The organism is Bartonella sp. LJL80 (assembly GCF_054871565.1).
In genome coordinates this window covers 498,629-515,920 of sequence record NZ_JBTXLM010000001.1, presented here as the reverse complement: position 1 = coordinate 515,920, position 17,292 = coordinate 498,629, and the positions used below count along the sequence as shown (strand labels likewise).

General features: G+C 47.9%; 16 protein-coding genes. 8 read left to right on the top strand and 8 right to left on the bottom strand.

The window, feature by feature from the left end; translation table 11 throughout:
* Positions 1-4: 4 nt before the first annotated feature.
* On the bottom strand, positions 5-934 hold the full coding sequence (locus ACYSNS_RS02335) for a pyruvate, water dikinase regulatory protein (protein WP_461721510.1): 930 nt from the start codon (positions 932-934) through the stop codon (positions 5-7).
* Between the two features lie 295 nt (positions 935-1,229).
* Between ACYSNS_RS02335 and hemE the strand changes: the two genes are divergently transcribed.
* The 8 genes from hemE to ACYSNS_RS02295 all read left to right on the top strand — a co-directional run bounded on the left by hemE (position 1,230) and on the right by ACYSNS_RS02295 (position 10,525).
* Positions 1,230-2,255: a uroporphyrinogen decarboxylase gene (gene hemE, locus ACYSNS_RS02330; RefSeq protein WP_461721509.1), complete on the top strand. Its 1,026-nt coding sequence runs from the start codon at positions 1,230-1,232 to the stop codon at positions 2,253-2,255.
* Positions 2,256-2,272: 17 nt separating this feature from the next.
* Entirely contained in the window at positions 2,273-2,797 is a 525-nt protein-coding gene (gene hemJ / locus ACYSNS_RS02325; protein ID WP_461721886.1) for a protoporphyrinogen oxidase HemJ, read from the top strand.
* Between the two features lie 149 nt (positions 2,798-2,946).
* Positions 2,947-4,212 carry a transcription termination factor Rho gene (rho, locus tag ACYSNS_RS02320; protein ID WP_461721885.1) on the top strand — a complete coding sequence of 422 codons (1,266 nt, stop codon included), beginning with the start codon at positions 2,947-2,949 and terminating at the stop codon, positions 4,210-4,212.
* Positions 4,213-4,801: 589 nt separating this feature from the next.
* Complete coding sequence (gene mnmE / locus ACYSNS_RS02315; RefSeq protein WP_461721508.1) at positions 4,802-6,109, top strand: tRNA uridine-5-carboxymethylaminomethyl(34) synthesis GTPase MnmE; 1,308 nt, start codon at positions 4,802-4,804, stop codon at positions 6,107-6,109.
* 182 nt (positions 6,110-6,291) lie between these two features.
* Positions 6,292-8,160: a tRNA uridine-5-carboxymethylaminomethyl(34) synthesis enzyme MnmG gene (mnmG, locus tag ACYSNS_RS02310; protein WP_461721507.1), complete on the top strand. Its 1,869-nt coding sequence runs from the start codon at positions 6,292-6,294 to the stop codon at positions 8,158-8,160.
* The gene (gene rsmG, locus ACYSNS_RS02305; protein WP_461721506.1) at positions 8,160-8,816 is read left to right on the top strand and encodes a 16S rRNA (guanine(527)-N(7))-methyltransferase RsmG; all 657 of its coding nucleotides are present in this window, start codon (positions 8,160-8,162) and stop codon (positions 8,814-8,816) included. Before mnmG ends, rsmG begins: the two co-directional genes overlap by 1 nt.
* A complete protein-coding gene (locus ACYSNS_RS02300) occupies positions 8,813-9,607 on the top strand; it encodes a ParA family protein (protein WP_461721505.1) in 795 nt (264 codons plus the stop codon). The genes rsmG and ACYSNS_RS02300 overlap by 4 nt, the downstream gene beginning before the upstream one ends.
* Positions 9,608-9,643: 36 nt before the next feature.
* A complete protein-coding gene (locus tag ACYSNS_RS02295) occupies positions 9,644-10,525 on the top strand; it encodes a ParB/RepB/Spo0J family partition protein (RefSeq protein WP_461721504.1) in 882 nt (293 codons plus the stop codon).
* Between the two features lie 165 nt (positions 10,526-10,690).
* Here ACYSNS_RS02295 and ACYSNS_RS02290 read toward each other — a convergent pair whose 3' ends face one another.
* Genes ACYSNS_RS02290 through dapF form a run of 7 tightly spaced genes read right to left on the bottom strand, consistent with a single transcriptional unit; the run spans position 10,691 to position 17,044 of the window.
* Entirely contained in the window at positions 10,691-11,512 is an 822-nt protein-coding gene (locus ACYSNS_RS02290; protein ID WP_461721503.1) for a PA3715 family protein, read from the bottom strand.
* A 31-nt stretch (positions 11,513-11,543) separates the two neighbouring features.
* Positions 11,544-12,026: a hypothetical protein gene (locus tag ACYSNS_RS02285; RefSeq protein WP_461721502.1), complete on the bottom strand. Its 483-nt coding sequence runs from the start codon at positions 12,024-12,026 to the stop codon at positions 11,544-11,546.
* The gene (gene gloB / locus ACYSNS_RS02280) at positions 12,027-12,788 is read right to left on the bottom strand and encodes a hydroxyacylglutathione hydrolase (protein WP_461721501.1); all 762 of its coding nucleotides are present in this window, start codon (positions 12,786-12,788) and stop codon (positions 12,027-12,029) included. It abuts the gene before it with no gap.
* Between the two features lie 34 nt (positions 12,789-12,822).
* Entirely contained in the window at positions 12,823-13,497 is a 675-nt protein-coding gene (locus tag ACYSNS_RS02275) for a septation protein A (protein WP_461721500.1), read from the bottom strand.
* On the bottom strand, positions 13,494-14,900 hold the full coding sequence (ftsY, locus tag ACYSNS_RS02270; RefSeq protein ID WP_461721499.1) for a signal recognition particle-docking protein FtsY: 1,407 nt from the start codon (positions 14,898-14,900) through the stop codon (positions 13,494-13,496). Before ftsY ends, ACYSNS_RS02275 begins: the two co-directional genes overlap by 4 nt.
* A 12-nt stretch (positions 14,901-14,912) precedes the next feature.
* On the bottom strand, positions 14,913-16,196 hold the full coding sequence (gene mtaB, locus ACYSNS_RS02265; RefSeq protein ID WP_461721498.1) for a tRNA (N(6)-L-threonylcarbamoyladenosine(37)-C(2))-methylthiotransferase MtaB: 1,284 nt from the start codon (positions 16,194-16,196) through the stop codon (positions 14,913-14,915).
* Positions 16,196-17,044, bottom strand: coding sequence for a diaminopimelate epimerase (gene dapF, locus ACYSNS_RS02260; RefSeq protein WP_461721497.1), 849 nt, complete (start codon positions 17,042-17,044; stop codon positions 16,196-16,198). Before dapF ends, mtaB begins: the two co-directional genes overlap by 1 nt.
* Between the last annotated feature and the right edge of the window lie 248 nt (positions 17,045-17,292).

Here is a 17,292-nt window from a genome sequence, read left to right as displayed (position 1 = left end):
ATGCCTATCGCTCGCGTGTTAACAATTCAAGCACGGCAGCAGCCGTTTCCTCGATAGAACGGCGGGTCACATCAATCACCGGCCAGTTATGGCGGGCGCAGACCCTTTTGGCATGGATGAGTTCCTGCGCAATCACTGCCCTGTCGGTGTAGCTTTCGGTCATCAGTCCGCCACCGATTTCGCGGCTTTGGCGCACCTGGCTGATTCGTTCTGCCGACGCCACCAGGCCAACAATCAATGGTTTCTTCGCTTCATAAACCTGTTGCGGCAACTCGATTGATGGCACCAGCGGTACATTTGCCGTTTTTATACCGCGATTGGCGAGGTAGATGCTGGTTGGTGTCTTCGAGGTACGGGATATACCGACCAGAATAACATCTGCCTGTGGTAAACCATCGGGTAGTTGGCCGTCATCATGGTCCATCGTGTAATTCAGTGCATCGATTCGCCTGAAATAATCGGCGTTGAGGTCATGCTGGGCACTGGCGCGGCGGTTGGCCGGTGTTCCAAGATAGGATTGAAACACATTGAGCACCGGATCCAACACCGAAACGCAAGGCACCCCCATCGCTGCGCAAGCCGAATCCAGTTCACGCGCAATGGTTTCATCCACAATGGTATAAAGAACAATTCCCGGTTCTTGATCTATTTGGTCGAGTACACGCCGCAATTGTGCGGCATTGCGAATCATCGGATAGACATGTTCAATCGCCTGAGAAGCCCCGTATTGCGAGGCTGCAGCCCGACCAGCCGATATGAGTGTCTCACCGGTCGCATCAGAAATCATATGTAAATGAAAGGCCGATTTCGTTTTTGTCACAGGATTCACAGTCCCTTGTTGATAAGTGTGCAAAGCCCAACCACCTTTTCCACATATGTGCAAAACGGGGGATAACTCCGTGAGTTTATACACAAGCGCGAACGCTGTGCGCAATCAAATTGAGCCTGTTCGGGTTATGGGGAAAACTTTTCATTGTGCAAATCTATGAAAATCTTATGCACAAATCAGGCATTGTTTAAGCGATTTGTTTTATAAAGATTTTTAGTGCTTATCCCCGTCATTCACATATCATGAATCTTTTTGTGTCATCCTGTCATAACGATAAGAGAAATTGTGGAAAAAAATTGGTTAATAAATAATTAACAGTAAACACAGACTCTAAGAAATAGAATCCCATTTAAAAACATTTCTTAATTGAAAAGAGCTGTTGGAAAAGCGAGCATAGGCCATGACAAAAAAAATCCTCGATGTCCTAGATGGAAAAACGATCACGCCCCCTCCAATCTGGATGATGCGGCAAGCCGGAAGGTTTTTGCCGGAATATCGTGAAACGCGCAAAAAAGCCGGAAGTTTCCTCGATCTTTGCTACAATCCCGATATGGCCTATGAAGTCACTATGCAGCCAATCAGACGATTTGGTTTTGATGCAGCCATCCTCTTTTCGGACATTCTGGTTATCCCCCATGCGTTAGGACGTCATCTTCGCTTTGAAGAAGGACGAGGCCCACTTCTTGATCCCATTACGGTTGACGATATTGATAATTTAAACGTCGAAAGGGCTCAGGATGGTTTGGAACCCAGTTTCGAAACTTTGCGCTTACTGAAAAAAGGTTTACCGCAGGAGACAACCCTTATCGGCTTTTGTGGTGCTCCTTGGACTGTCTCTACTTACATGATTGCAGGTCATGGTACTCCAGATCAGGCCCCTGCCCGTATTTTCGGTTTTACCCATCCTGAAGCAATGACGAAATTGTTGGACATCCTGGCTGACGTTTCGGCCGATTATCTTATCAACCAGATCAAGGCCGGAGCGGAAGTGGTTCAGATTTTTGATTCTTGGGCAGGTGTTCTCGACGAATCGAGTTTTGAAGCCTATTGCATCCGACCTGTCAAACGTATGGTCAAACGTATCCGCCAATCTTATCCAAACATACCGATAATCGGTTTTCCAAAAGGTGCGGGCGCGCTTTATGCCGATTATGCTGAAAAGACCGGTGTAACTGCCATCGGGCTTGATTGGTCTGTGCCATTTTCCTTCGCCCGGACGCTGCAACAAAAAACGCCCGTTCAAGGAAATCTTGATCCGCTGCGGCTGATTGCCGGTGGAAAAGCACTGGAAGATGGTGTTAACGATATTTTACAATCCCTCGGCGCGGGACCATTGATTTTCAATCTTGGTCACGGCATTACACCGCAGACACCAATTGAACATGTCGAACAGATGATCAGGCAAGTTAGGAGATTTCAACCATGACAGAGCCGAAAAAGTCCATGACAACCGGTAAAATATGGGCGCGTGCCATCATAGCAATTCTGGTTGTTGCGATTGTTTTATGGGCATTGTTTCACGTGAATCTGGATACTTATCCCAACTTTCCATTGTGGATGAAGGCTATCCACGTCATAGCTATTATCAGCTGGATGGCGGGTATGCTTTATCTGCCGCGTTTGTTTGTTTATCACTGTCGTGCGCAAATTGGTTCGGTGCAATCCGAAACATTCAAGATCATGGAACGGCGTTTACTGCGCGCCATCATTAATCCGGCTATGATTGTCGCCTGGATTACCGGTCTTTGGATGGCTTGGGAGCTCTATCAGTTTCATGGGGGCTGGCTCCATTTGAAACTTGCCGCTGTGGTTATTCTATCGGGTTTTCATGGTGTTTTGTCACGTGGTACACGGCATTTTGCCGAAGATCGTAACAATTTCTCTGAAAAAACATGGCGTATCATGAATGAAGTGCCAACCGTTTTGATGATCATTGCGGTGATAGCGGTTATCGTAAAACCGTTCTAGATAAAATGACTTGCAATAATTGTGGTTTGGCGGTATAGAGCGCCAGACCCACCTTTTTTCTATTTTCCAAAACCCTTTGCGTTGAAGCCGGTTATTTCAATTGGAAAATAGCTCTCCCTTTTTAAAAGAGCTTATAATTGATGCACAATATGCAAGAAATGAAACTACAAGAACTCAAAAGCAAAACCCCCGTTGAATTGGTATCTTTTGCTGAAACGCTGGAAGTTGAAAATGCTTCCTTGATGCGTAAGCAGGAGCTTATGTTTGCAATTCTGAAAAAACTGGCTTTACAAGACGTTGAAATTATCGGTGAGGGTGTCGTTGAAGTTCTGCTCGACGGTTTTGGATTTCTGCGTTCAGCGGATGCAAATTATCTTCCAGGCCCGGATGATATCTATCTTTCGCCTTCGCAAATCCGTCGATTTTCATTAAAGACCGGTGATACTGTCGAAGGTCCAATCCGCGGCCCGAAAGAGGGTGAACGTTATTTCGCCCTGCTCAAGATCAATACGATCAATTTCGAAGATCCGGAAAAAATCCGCCATAAAATTCATTTTGACAATCTGACCCCGCTTTACCCCAATGAACGTTTGCGTATGGAGTTGGAAGATCCAACTGGCAAAGATATGTCGGCACGGGTCATTGATCTTGTTTCACCGCTTGGAAAAGGGCAGCGCGGCCTAATCGTTGCACCTCCTAGAACCGGTAAAACCGTTCTGTTGCAGAATATCGCCCATTCGATTACTGCCAACCATCCGGAATGCTATCTCATCGTTCTTTTGATTGATGAACGTCCAGAAGAAGTGACGGATATGCAGCGCTCGGTGAAGGGCGAAGTTGTCTCTTCGACATTTGACGAACCTGCCACTCGCCACGTGCAGGTTGCGGAAATGGTTATTGAAAAGGCAAAACGTCTGGTTGAGCATGGGCGTGATGTTGTCATCCTGCTGGATTCGATCACTCGTCTTGGTCGCGCGTACAATACGGTTGTTCCGTCATCAGGTAAGGTTTTGACCGGTGGTGTGGATGCCAATGCATTGCAACGCCCGAAGCGTTTCTTTGGTGCCGCCCGTAATATTGAAGAAGGCGGTTCACTCACCATTATTGCAACGGCCTTGATTGATACGGGTAGCCGTATGGATGAAGTGATCTTTGAAGAATTCAAGGGTACAGGCAATTCCGAAATTGTGCTTGATCGCAAAGTGGCTGATAAGCGTATATTCCCGGCAATGGACATTCTGAAATCCGGTACGCGTAAGGAAGATCTTCTTGTTGCCCGTCAGGATCTGCAGAAAATCTTTGTGCTGCGTCGTATTCTGGCACCGATGGGAACAACCGATGCTATCGAATTCCTTATTGATAAGTTGAAGCAAACCAAAACAAATGGTGAATTCTTCGACTCGATGAATACCTGATCTGAAGATCACAATCATTTAAAATGAATAAACCGTCCGGTTGCCAAATCGGACGGTTTATTCATTATGTTGTTGCAGATTAGATTTACTCAATATCGGTGGTCTGCCCGCTACAGTGTTCAGCATTTTATCGGCGTCAGGCTAAACGCTTTTTCCCTGTTCTATCACCCATATTGATCGAATAGGCGAGGGCTAGAAAAACAGGTGCCCAAACTGTTTTACCGGCATATGCGATCAGCACTTTTATGGCGTTTTCCAAAAAGTGTGAAGCGTATCCGCAGGAAAAATTGATTCACCGGATCAATTCTTTATCCTGCTCCTATCGGATAATAAACGCGGCCTAAACAACCGATTAAAGTTTTGATCTGGTCCAATCAGATCGAAAATTGATCTAGTACACGCTGTAGCGCGTGTTGGTTCAATGACCATCGAACATAGGCCTATCCCTTGGTATAAGGATAGTAAGAGTGTATTGCTAAGCGCGATCTATAGGGTATCAAGACGGATTGTTTTTCATTTCTAAGCATATGTTATACATGCATTGCAAAGAATCGCGTTAACGTCATTGCAGCAAGCTGGAGGAAGAAGGTTGGATACTATTTTTGCCGTTTCAAGCGGTATTTTACCCTCAGGTGTAGCGGTTATCCGACTATCGGGCCCTCAGGTTCAACATGTTGTCACTACACTTTACGGCCGGTTGCCTAAACCGCGTTTTATGGCCTATGGCAACTTAACCAGCCAAGACGGTGCATTTCTTGATTCTGCTTTGACGGTGTATTTCCCCTCGCCCAACAGTTTTACCGGAGAGGATTGTGCCGAGTTTCACATCCATGGCGGCAAAGCCGTCGTTAACAGATTTCTTGATGAGTTGGCGAAGTTTGGCGGTTGTCGTTTGGCTGAACCGGGTGAATTTTCGCGCAGAGCATTTGCAGAAGGTAAACTAGACCTCACTCAGGCAGAAGGTTTGGCTGATTTAATTGAAGCTGAAACGGAAAGTCAAAGACGTCTCGCTGTCATGGGTGCGAGCGGCGCTTTGGCGGCGCTTTATCGTGATTGGCGTAAGCAGCTGATAAAAGCACGGGCGCTGATTGAGGCCGAATTGGATTTTGCCGATGAAGATGATGTGCCGGGGGCTGTGTCACAGCAGGTTTGGCATAATCTGGCAATATTAACCGCATCCATTCAAAATCATATTGCAGAGGGTGAACGTGCAGCAACAATGCGTGACGGCATCAAAGTCGTGCTTGCTGGTGCACCAAATTCTGGAAAATCTAGTATTATCAATAGGTTAGCCGGACGGGATGTTGCTATTGTAACAGATGAAGCTGGTACCACGCGTGATGTCTTGGAGGTGCGATTGGTTTTATCAGGCTTGCCGGTATTGCTGACTGATACTGCCGGCCTGCGTGAGACGAATAATCGGGTTGAAAAGCTCGGCATTGAAGCAGCCCACAGGCGTGTCGCCGAAGCCGATTTGGTGGTTATGGTCGATGATATGGTTATGCCCGGCCCTGTATCGCTCCCTCAAACCAACGCCGTAATCTGGCATGTTGGCAACAAGCTTGATTTGATTGAAAGCCGCACAAAAAGCTGGCCGATTGAATTTTCAGCCGATACTGGCGAGGGTTTTGATGCATTTATCGTAAAACTTACGGAGTTTTGTTCACGCTTTATTGGTGAAATAGGCGATGCGATACCAGCCCGCAAACGCCAGTTGGAACTTTTACAAAAGGCATTGAATGAAATTGATAACGCCATTAAAGGGGTACAGTTAGATCTGACACTTAGGGCCGAACATTTACGTCGATCAGCTGATGCGCTTGCTCGAATTACTGGCGACATTGATGTGGAAGACATTCTTGATGTTATTTTTTCAGAATTCTGCATCGGAAAATGATTCACGTGAAACATAAATCGGTTTATGGATCAAGAATATTTAAATAGTGATTCACGTGAAACACTTCTTGTGTTAAACGCATGATTCATGAGAAGAGAATAATCATTGACGAAAGAATTATCGCTTTCAAAGGCTGTTTCACGTGAAACGCCGCTCCGATGGGTTCATTTGGAAATAGTTAAATGGAAAAATACGATGTGATTGTGGTCGGTGGTGGCCATGCGGGATGTGAAGCAGCAGCTGCTGCTGCACGCACTGGTGCGAAAACCGCGCTCGTGACGCATCATTTTTCAACAATCGGTACAATGTCCTGTAATCCGGCGATTGGCGGTCTTGGAAAAGGCCACCTTGTTCGCGAGATTGACGCGTTGGACGGGCTCATGGGGCTTGCCGCTGATCAAGCAGGTATCCAGTTTCGTCTGCTAAACCGGCGTAAAGGACCTGCTGTACGCGGCCCGCGAACACAGGCCGATCGCAAGCTCTATAAAACAGCAATGCAAAACCTGATTTCACAACAGTGCAATCTTACCGTTTTGGAGGACGAAGCTATCGATCTCATCGTAAAAGATCATGAGATAGCCGGAGCGGTGCTTAAACAGTCCGGTGCCATAACAGCGCGTGCTGTTGTTTTGACAACAGGCACATTTTTACGCGGATTGATTCATATAGGCGAAAAAACCTGGCCGGCTGGCCGTATGGGCGAAGAGCCGAGCCTGAAACTCGGCGAACGCTTGGCATCCTATGGCATTACGCTTGGACGATTAAAAACAGGTACCCCTGCCCGCTTAAGTAAAAAATCTATCGATTGGGATAATCTGCCAAAGCAAAGTGCTGATGAACAGCCGGTACCTTTTTCTTTGATGACTGAAACCATCAAGCAGCCGCAAATCGACTGCGCAGTTACGCGTACAAATGAACGAACCCATGCTGTCATAAGGGAGAACTTGCATCGCTCCGCGATGTATTCGGGGGCGATTGAGGGTATCGGGCCGCGTTATTGCCCTTCAATTGAAGACAAAATCGTGAAGTTCGGTGATCGTGACGGTCATCAGATCTTCCTTGAGCCGGAAGGTTTGGACGATGATACGGTTTATCCCAACGGTATCTCGACCTCGCTGCCTGAAGATGCACAGATTGATTTGCTAAAGACAATTGAAGGTTTGGAAAATGTCGTGGTGTTACAGCCCGGTTATGCCATTGAATACGACTTTGTTGATCCCCGTCAGCTTTCGGCATCGCTGGAGTTGCGTTCCCTGCCCGGTTTGTTTCTTGCTGGTCAGATCAATGGCACCACTGGCTATGAGGAGGCTGGTGCACAAGGACTCTTAGCCGGTTTGAACGCTGCGCGTAAAGCGGCCGGCAGCGTGCCGATCATTATTAGCCGTTCGCAAGCCTATATCGGCGTGATGGTCGATGATCTTATTTCACGCGGTGTCAGCGAGCCCTATCGTATGTTCACTTCGCGCGCCGAATTCCGGCTTTCGCTCCGTGCCGATAATGCCGATGAACGCTTAACACCGCTCGGTGAAAATTGGGGTTTGATAGGTACCGAACGGCGAGGTGTTTATGAGAAGCGGCGTAAGAAGCTCGATCATGCGCGTATGGTCTGCCAGTCATTGCAGATCACACCTAACGAGGCCGCGGCACATGGGCTTTTGATCAACCGTGATGGTGTTCGTAGAACTGCCTATGACTTGTTGGCTTATCCCGACATGTCAGTGAATAGACTTTCTGGCATCTGGCCAGAGTTGGTTTCATTCGACAGTAAAACCACAGAAGCCATTGAAATTGAAGCACAATATGCGGTTTACTTGGAAAGGCAGGCTCAGGATATAGCGGCATTGCAGCGTGATGAACAGCTCCACATACCAGTAGAACTTGATCTGGATTCCATATCGGGATTGTCGAATGAGTTGAAGGCAAAGATTAAACAGCGTGCACCGCGTTCAATAGCCGACGCGCAGAAAATTGACGGTATGACACCGGCGGCACTCTCGCTTATCGTCACCCATATCCAGCGCTTGCGCCGTGACAGGAAAAAGAGCGCCTAATGTCAGAGGATCGTCGTCTCAAGATAGCCCGACTAAGCCAGATCGTTCCATCTGTTTCACGTGAAACGACAGAGCGGTTGCTGGCATTTGAAGCGATGGTGGTGAAGTGGCAGGCAAAGATTAATCTTGTTGCTAATGCGACACTGCCGAAATTATGGACAAGACATATTTTGGATAGTGCGCAGATATATCCATTGAAGAGCAACGCAAAAACATGGTGCGACATTGGGTCCGGTGGAGGATTTCCAAGTATCGTAACGGCGATTTTTCTGAAGCAAAGCGGTGGATCCCATATCGATCTTGTCGAAAGTAATGGCAAGAAGGTTGCGTTTTTACGTACCGTGATTGCCGAGCTGGATTTACCGGCAACCGTCCATCAATGCCGTATTGAAGACTCTTATAGTGAATTCGGTGAGCCGGAAGTGATTACAGCACGCGCTTTAGCATCGTTGGATCAACTTTTAAGCCTCTCGGCGCCATGGTTGATGCATGGCAGCACAGCACTGTTTCAAAAAGGGCGGGATTACGCTTCGGAAGTTGCTGAAGCCAATGCCAATTGGACCTTCAATCTGATAAAACATGACAGCAAAATAGACGAACAGTCGGTTATTCTTGAAATTACCGATCTTCGTTCATTAAAGGGTGAAGTGAAATGAGCGACACGCGTATTATCGCCATTGCAAACCAGAAGGGTGGGGTTGGTAAAACAACAACAGCCATTAATCTTGCAACAGCCTTGGCTGCCATTGGTGAAACAGTTCTTGTCATGGATATTGACCCCCAGGGCAATGCCAGTACCGGACTAGGGATTGACCGCAACAATCGCCCTCTCTCATCCTATGATGTGTTGGTATCGGGATCATCAGTCGCCGATGCAGCACTGGAAACAGAAGTACCCAACCTTTATGTTGTTCCTTCAACACTTGATCTTCTGGGTGTTGAAATGGAAATCGCGCCTGCACAAGACCGCATACAGCGCCTGCAAAAGGCTTTGAGGCATGATCAACGTGTGGCAGAAAAATTCACCTATGTGCTGATTGATTGTCCTCCATCGCTCAACCTTTTGACATTGAATGCCATGGGCGCGGCTGATTCAGTTCTCGTGCCGTTACAATGCGAATTTTTGGCATTGGAAGGTTTGAGCCAGCTACTTGAAACAGTCAAGCAAGTGCGTGGTTCGCTCAATCCGGCTTTAGAAATACAAGGCATTGTGTTGACCATGTATGATGGTCGCAACAATTTGTCTAACCAGGTGGTTGATGATGTTCGCTCATTCATGGGGGACAAAGTTTATCGCACGGTCATACCGCGCAATGTGCGTGTGTCAGAGGCACCATCTTTCGGCAAACCTGCGCTGTTGTATGATCTTAAATGTGCAGGCAGTCAGGCATATCTACAATTAGCCTCGGAAGTGATCCAGCGCGAACGCCAGCTCCGCGCCGCGTGAAACTTATTAACCTATTGAAAATAAAGAGAAATAAGTATGAGTGACGATCAATCGAAAAAAAGACTAGGCCGTGGTTTGGCAGCGCTGATTGGTGATATTGATCTAGGCATCAATAAACCGGCTGCGACAAATGTCACGCAGACAGCCTCTGAGCGACATGTCCCGATCGAGTTTATTTCGCGCAATCCGCGCAATCCGCGTCGTCACTTTACCGATTCAGAATTGGATGATCTCGCCCAATCCATCCGGGAGCATGGTGTTGTCCAACCGGTTGTTGTTCGTCCATCACCTGATCATCCCAACCGTTTTGAACTGATAGCCGGCGAGCGCCGTTGGCGTGCGGCGCAGCGCGCCAATTTGAACGAGCTGCCGGTCATTATACGCGATGTTGACGATCGTACCGCGCTTGAATTGGCGATCATCGAAAATGTTCAACGCGCCGACCTTAATCCGATTGAGGAGGGCATGGGCTATCAGCTGTTGATTGATGACCATGATTACACTCAGGCTGATCTGGCACAGGTCATCGGGAAAAGCCGAAGTCATGTTGCCAATACGTTGCGTTTGTTGAAGTTGCCGCCCAAGGTGCAACAATTTCTCAATGAGGGCCAGCTTTCAGCGGGACATGCCCGTTGTCTGATCACAGTGGATGATCCTCAAAGTCTGGCGGAGCAGATCATTCGTGATGGTTTATCGGTGCGTCAGGCAGAAGCCTTGGCCAATGATCAAAACAATCCAAAGGCAAAAAAGCGCACGCCATCAGAAAAAGATGCCGATACCAAGTCGCTTGAGAAACTTTTGGCTGATGTCATCGGCATGAAAGTGGCGATCAAACATGGTAAGAAGGGTGGGGATGTAAAGATTCACTACGCATCTTTGGAACAGTTGGACGATATTTGTCGTCGCTTGCAAAGCTGAGCGGGGCTGGATTGACTGCGAATATTTGATCCTTAGGGTATTTCCAACAAAAGTTGATAGACTTTTTTGTCTGGAAAATGCGACCAAACAAAGAGATAAAGTGAATCCATGACTCTATGAAAACGGAATCACTTTCGGACGCGCATCATTCGACAGATTGTCTTATCAGTCTATTCTGTAATATCGCCCGTTATAAGTGTAAGTAGTTTCTGAGAGTGATGTACTAGATATTTCGTGTTCGCAAGCTCCTCCATTCAACACGCCGTTGCGTGTTACCGTTTTTGCTCTAACGACAATATCGCGAAACTTTTGATGAACAGCACCGAAATCGATCGTGGATGTCATTTCGGATATAGAGTCATCAATGCAATTGTTAAAGCCGACTTCTGCTACGCGCGAATTAATCACAAGGCCATTCAGTGAACCCGTTTCGTCCTGTCCGGTCGATCGGAATATGGGCGTCAACGACTCTTGGTTTCTAACGTATAGAAATAGTTCGCTGCGCTGGTAGCCCGAGGCGGAATGCGTACTGCGTTCTAGCCTGAATCCCAAGGCCCTTATGCCATCGGCCAACCGATATAGGCCGGTATCAAGGGATATATTATCAATCTCTAACGCATCAGATAAAAATGCGGATTTGCGTTGATAACGAACTTTCGTCGCTTCACCGGTGGCATCAGTCGTCGCAAAAATCAGATCATACAGCGCGCAGCCATCACATTCTGCTATCTTTTCAACGCTTCGACTTAACAGGACGACAAGAAGCTCACCCTTATCCTGAGGGGAGCGCTTACAGGCAGCAAAGGCGCTTTTGGAAAGACCAAGCGTTTTCTCGATGTTTTGGATAAGCGGCAGTTGTGTATCAACAAACGCATCATTCTGACAAACGGTTTCTTGGGACAAAGCGGGATAAAAGCCGACAAGGCAAAGTACAAATATTGCCAGCGCAATGATGTTTGCTGGTTTGCTATGGCGTTTCAAAGACACACACGATTATCCGCATCTTTCGAGTTCGATCCTATTTTTCAAGAAATACACGGATCCTATCCGCATTCTTTTGCCCGAATTCCAGGTTTTCTTTGGAAACCGTGGTGCTTTCATCAAAGATTGCATCCTTGTCATCAAGGGATGCGGCGGCGGCAAGCGATGCCTGCAGCGCCATATAACCGACGACATAATCCTTGGGTTCAAGCGCATGCTTTTTCAAGATAGCGACGATAGATTGGTTCTTGGAGATCGCATCAACAAGGCCATCAATGCTTCCATCATTGCCAGTATCTGCCGCTGTAAGCGTCATGGATTTTTCCGCCATATCCGTTTGCACCGCTTCCATTTTCGACAAAAAGTCTTCTGTAAGCGGATAAGTGGCAACGATTGCGGGATTGGTAACTGGTGCGAGAAAAAAGGAATCTTTTTTTGCATCCGGCTGGTTGTCCTCAGCAATGGCTGCCGCAGGCAACAGAATGAGGCTGACGGCGATGAAAGCACGTTTTAAAAACATCTAGAACTGATCCTTACGTTTTCTAATTTCAGCAAAAACCGCTTCATCTGTAGCGTTTTCCATGGCAAGATTTTGGCGAATTGCCGGATCATCCCAACGCAGAAATGGGTTGGTGGCTTTTTCTAAACCAATAGAGCTTGGTAAAGTGGCTTCGCCCACAGCAACTAAACGGTCAACAGCCGCAGCACGGTTACGCAAAGCAACGTTATCTGGATCGATGGTCAAAGCGAAGCGGGCGTTAGATTGCGAATACTCATGACCGCAATAAAGGAGGGTTTCATCGGGTAAATTGCGGAGTTTTTGCAGTGAGGATAGCATCATCGCAGGTGTGCCTTCAAATAAACGCCCGCAACCTAGCGAGAACAATGTATCCCCTGTAAAGACCAATTTTTCTAAAGGAAAGTAATAGGATATTTCTCCAGCAGTGTGACCTGGCGTGGCGATAATCTCTACTTTCCTGCCGGCAAACTCCAACGGATCGCCCTCTGACACTGTCAGGTCTAAACCGGCTATCTTGGCGGCTTCCGCCTTTGGTCCGATAACTTTGGCATTAAACCGCTTTTTCAAATTGGCAATGCCTTCGACATGATCCAAGTGATGATGCGTGATGAAGATAAAATCCAGTCGGTAATCCAGCTGTTTCAGTTTTTCCTCAATAGCTTGTGCATCGGGGGCGTCAATCGATGCTGTCAGTCCGCTTTGTTCATCATGAAGCAAGACACCGAAATTGTCGCTCCGACAGATAAATTGGGTTACACGCATATATGCCTCCGATCATTCCGCTTAAGACTTTAAACTATTGATCACGTTTGTTTTGTTTGCCGCCCAATGGCTCAGTTGCATGTTTCATGATCATGGGCATTTGAGCCACCATGAAGATGATGGTGATAGGCATTACACCGAAAACTTTGAAACTTGTCCAGAAATCATCACTGAAATTGCGCCACACAACCTCGTTGATAACGGCCAGAAAGATGAAAAACCAAGCCCAACGATAGGTGAGTTTGCGCCAACCTTCGGCATCCAACTGGAAAGCGGAATCAAGAACATAACCAAGAAGTGCTTTTTTGAACAAAAGACCGCCAAATAATATCAGACCAAACAACGTATTGATGATCGTTGGTTTCATTTTGATGAATGTATCATTATGCAGCCAAAGCGTCAGAAACCCGAAGATCAAAACAAAAATACCCGATATGAGCGGCATGATAGGGATTTTGCGGGCAATCAGCCAAGATGCGACAAGTGCGACGACAATAGCAACCATGAAAATTGCTGTCGCCGGAAAAATCGGTTTTTCAAAACCTTTAAAGATGCCGATATTTTGTATGAGCCATTCGCCTTTGTAGTTGGCAAAGAAAAATACGACCAGAGGCCCCATTTCAAGAATAAGTTTCAGCGTCGGTGACATATGCATGTCTCTGACGGCCTTTGTATCCTGCGGGTCTGGTTCAAAAATAGATTGATTCATTCGTGCTTTCCTGCAATGGCTTCGGCAAAGTCGGTGGCGGCAAAGGGTTCCAAGTCATCAACTCCTTCACCGACGCCAATGAAATAGACCGGCAGTTTATATTTCGCAGCGATCGCTACAAGAATACCACCGCGTGCGGTTCCGTCGAGTTTTGTCATAACAAGTCCGTTTACACCGGCAATGTTTCTAAATATTTCAACCTGACTGAGCGCATTTTGCCCCGTTGTGGCATCCAGTGTTTGCAATACAGTGTGGGGCGCTTCAGGGTCATGCTTGCCAAGAACACGCACGATCTTCGCCAGTTCTTCCATCAACTCGGCTTTGTTTTGCAATCGTCCGGCGGTATCGATAATCAAAACATCACTGCCAGCTTCTCGCGCTTTTTCATAAGCTTCAAATGCTAGGCTTGCCGCATCCGCACCAAGACGCGTCGAGACGACAGGTGCGCCCGTACGCTCACCCCAAATGTGTAGCTGCTCGATGGCAGCGGCGCGGAATGTATCGCCCGCCGCCAACATCACTTTCATGCCGCCGGCAGTCAGCTTTGCAGCAAGTTTGCCGATGGTTGTTGTCTTACCCGTGCCATTGACACCGACGACCAGAATGACGTGCGGTTTATGGCTTAGATCCAGTTCCAAAGGCATGGCAACCGGCTCGAGAACTTTCTTGATCTCGTCGCTCATGATTGTGCGGACTTCGTCGGTGGAGATATCCTTGCCATACCGGCCTGCCGCCAGCGTATCGGTGATGCGCATGGCGGTTTCAATCCCGAGATCCGCCTGGATGAGAACGTCTTCCAAATCCTGCAATGTTTCTTCATCAAGCTTGCGCTTGGTAAAGATTGAGGTGATGGAATCACCAAGTTGGCGAGAGGAGCGTGATAAACCGCTTTTTAAACGCTCAAACCACGACATCTTTTTCGGGGCAGCAGTAGCAGGCGCGGATTCTGCAACATCCTTCTTCACCGCAACGACATCGCTAACGGTCACTTTGTTCGCAGCTCTCTGCGGCATGGCTTCAGCGTTCAACGATGAAGCTTTTTCAGCATTGACCGTTTTTTTTACTTGCGCTTTTGGCCTATCCGCTTTTTTCTTCTCTGGCTCTGGCTCTGGCTCTGGCTCTGGCTCTGGCTCTGGCTCTGGCTCTGGCTCTGGCTCTGGCTCTGGCTCTGGCTCTGGCTCTGGCTCTGGCTCTGGCTCTGGCTCTGGCTCTGGCTCTGGCTCTGGCTCTATTGCAACTTCCTCAACCGCGACCGCTGACTGAGTTTTCTTTGCCTGTGCTGCCTGATAGGCTTCAAAAGGGGAAAGAGTGGCAGTTTCCTGCGCAGTTACATCAGCCTGCTGTTCGTCGTCCTTTGGTTTGGAACCAAAAGAAAAAACCTTTTTAAAAAGACCCTTAGCCATTTTTTTTCCTGTTCAAGCAGCATCGCGATTGGTTAAGGCAGCAATCAGCTTGTTGCCGTCATGTCCAACAACGCGGCCTCTGACAATTGTGCCAGCAATGCCACCGTCAATTTGCGTTAAGGTGTAATCTTCCGTGCGACCGATTCCATCCCGCTCCACAAGAATCATGTGTTCGCTGTTTTGTAAACGGAGGAGGTGGTTTTGATATGATTTTTCGCCAGCGCGACGTAGCTTTTCGGCGCGCTGTTTTACAATTTGGCGTTCAACCATCGGCATTCGCGCTGCCGGTGTGCCTTCGCGCGGGCTGAACGGAAAGACGTGTAGATGCGTAAGACCGCATTCCTCAACAAGCGCCAGACTGTTCTGGAACATTTCATCCGTCTCGGTCGGAAAACCGGCGATCAAATCAGCACCGTAGATCATCTCCGGCCGTTTATCGCGCAGATCGTTGCAAAAACGGATGGATTGGTCACGCAGATGGCGACGCTTCATGCGTTTAAGTATCATATCATCACCTGCCTGCAGTGAAAGGTGGAGATGAGGCATGATGCGTTTTTCATAAGCCAGAAGTTCAATAAGTTCTTCATCGGCTTCAATGGAATCAATTGATGATAAGCGCAAACGCGCAAGATCGGGAACATTGCGCAAAATGGAGCTGACGAGTTTGCCCAAGGTTGTTTTGCCGGGGAGATCGGGGCCATAGCTGGTCAGGTCGACACCGGTCAGCACAACTTCCTGATAGCCGTTGGCATTGAGATGTTTAATCTGTTCAACAACAGCGCCCATCGGCACCGACCGTGATGGACCGCGTCCATAAGGAATAATACAAAAGGTACAACGATGGTCGCAGCCGTTTTGAACTTGCACAAATGCGCGCGCACGGCCTTCAATGGAATCGACCATATGGGGTGCGTTTTCACGGACCTCCATAATATCGTTGACCCGTAATTTTTCGTAATTGTTAACACCGAAATCCGGCAATTGCCGATAGGAGTGGGCATGAAGTTTTTCTTCATTGCCCAAGACCAGATCAACCTCATCCATCGCGGCAAAATCCTGGCCAAGCGTTTGTGCCGCGCAACCGGTGACGATGATCCGAGCTTGCGGGTTCTCCCGTCGTGCTTTTCTAATCGCCTGTTTCGCTTGACGCACCGCCTCTGATGTAACAGCGCATGTATTGAAAATGACGGCGCCATGTTGCAAGTCATCAAGACCGGCTGCGGCGCTTTCCTCGCGCATCACTTCCGACTCATAGGCGTTGAGACGGCATCCAAAGGTTACAATTTCTGTTGCCATCAACAGGCAACCCGCTGATAGTCACCGCTTGTCGGTTCTAAAAATCCATCAAATTCGAACTCGGTTGCACCAGTCATGATGACATGATCATCATGACGCAAAAGAATTTCCAGATTGCCGCCGGGCACAGTGATTGTGATAGCGCGTTCGGTCTTGCCGCGCCGATGCGCTGCAACCGCTGATGCACAGGCAGCAGTGCCGCAGGCACGCGTTAAACCGGCCCCCCGTTCCCAAGTGCGCAAAGTCAGCGACTTGCTTGAGGTGACATGGGCAATAGAGATATTGCATCGTTGTGGAAAAATTGGATCATTTTCCAGTTTCGGGCCATAGATATCCAAGGCGATCGCCTGAATATCATCACCGACGAAATAGATCGCATGGGGATTGCCCATGGAAACCAGCGAAGCATCGCCGAGCGGTCCGCTCCCGATGTCGGCATGGTTGGTATCGGGAATCTCGTATGAAACAGGGATCTCGTTCCAGCGTAAATGCGGTTTACCCATATCGACGGATACAAGCCCGTTTTCAAGCCTTTCAGCCGTGACTATTCCACCTGCCGTATCAAAGGTGAAATGCGAGCCTAGTTGTCTTTGATAAAGCCATTCAACAACACATCGCGTTCCATTGCCACATGCTTGGGCCATTGATCCATCAGCATTCCATATCTCAATATAAAAATCGGTATCGGCTTTTTTTGCCGGGTGGATTGCCATGATCTGGTCGAACGTCGTTTCTGCTTGAGAGGCTAAGGCAATAGCCGCCTGCGGCGTGATATTGCTGCCTGCAGCGCGCATATCGGCAACGATAATTTCATTGCCAAGGCCATTCATTTTGCTGAAAGGGATCATTCTCGCCGTCTTTATTCGTGGTTCTTCACGCTATATATGGCCGAAAAGTGCAAAAAATACCAGTGATGACGCGATAAAAAGCAATAACATCGGCGCGTACGGACGGCGACAAGATGAAGTTCCGGATCTATCGAACTTTCAAATGCACCAAGGTTGGCTCATCGCTTGTGCCAGAGCCTCGTACCACGTCTTGCAGAATCGATTTCTCACAATAAGGTAAATTGACGAAAAGAGAAATTGAGAAAACT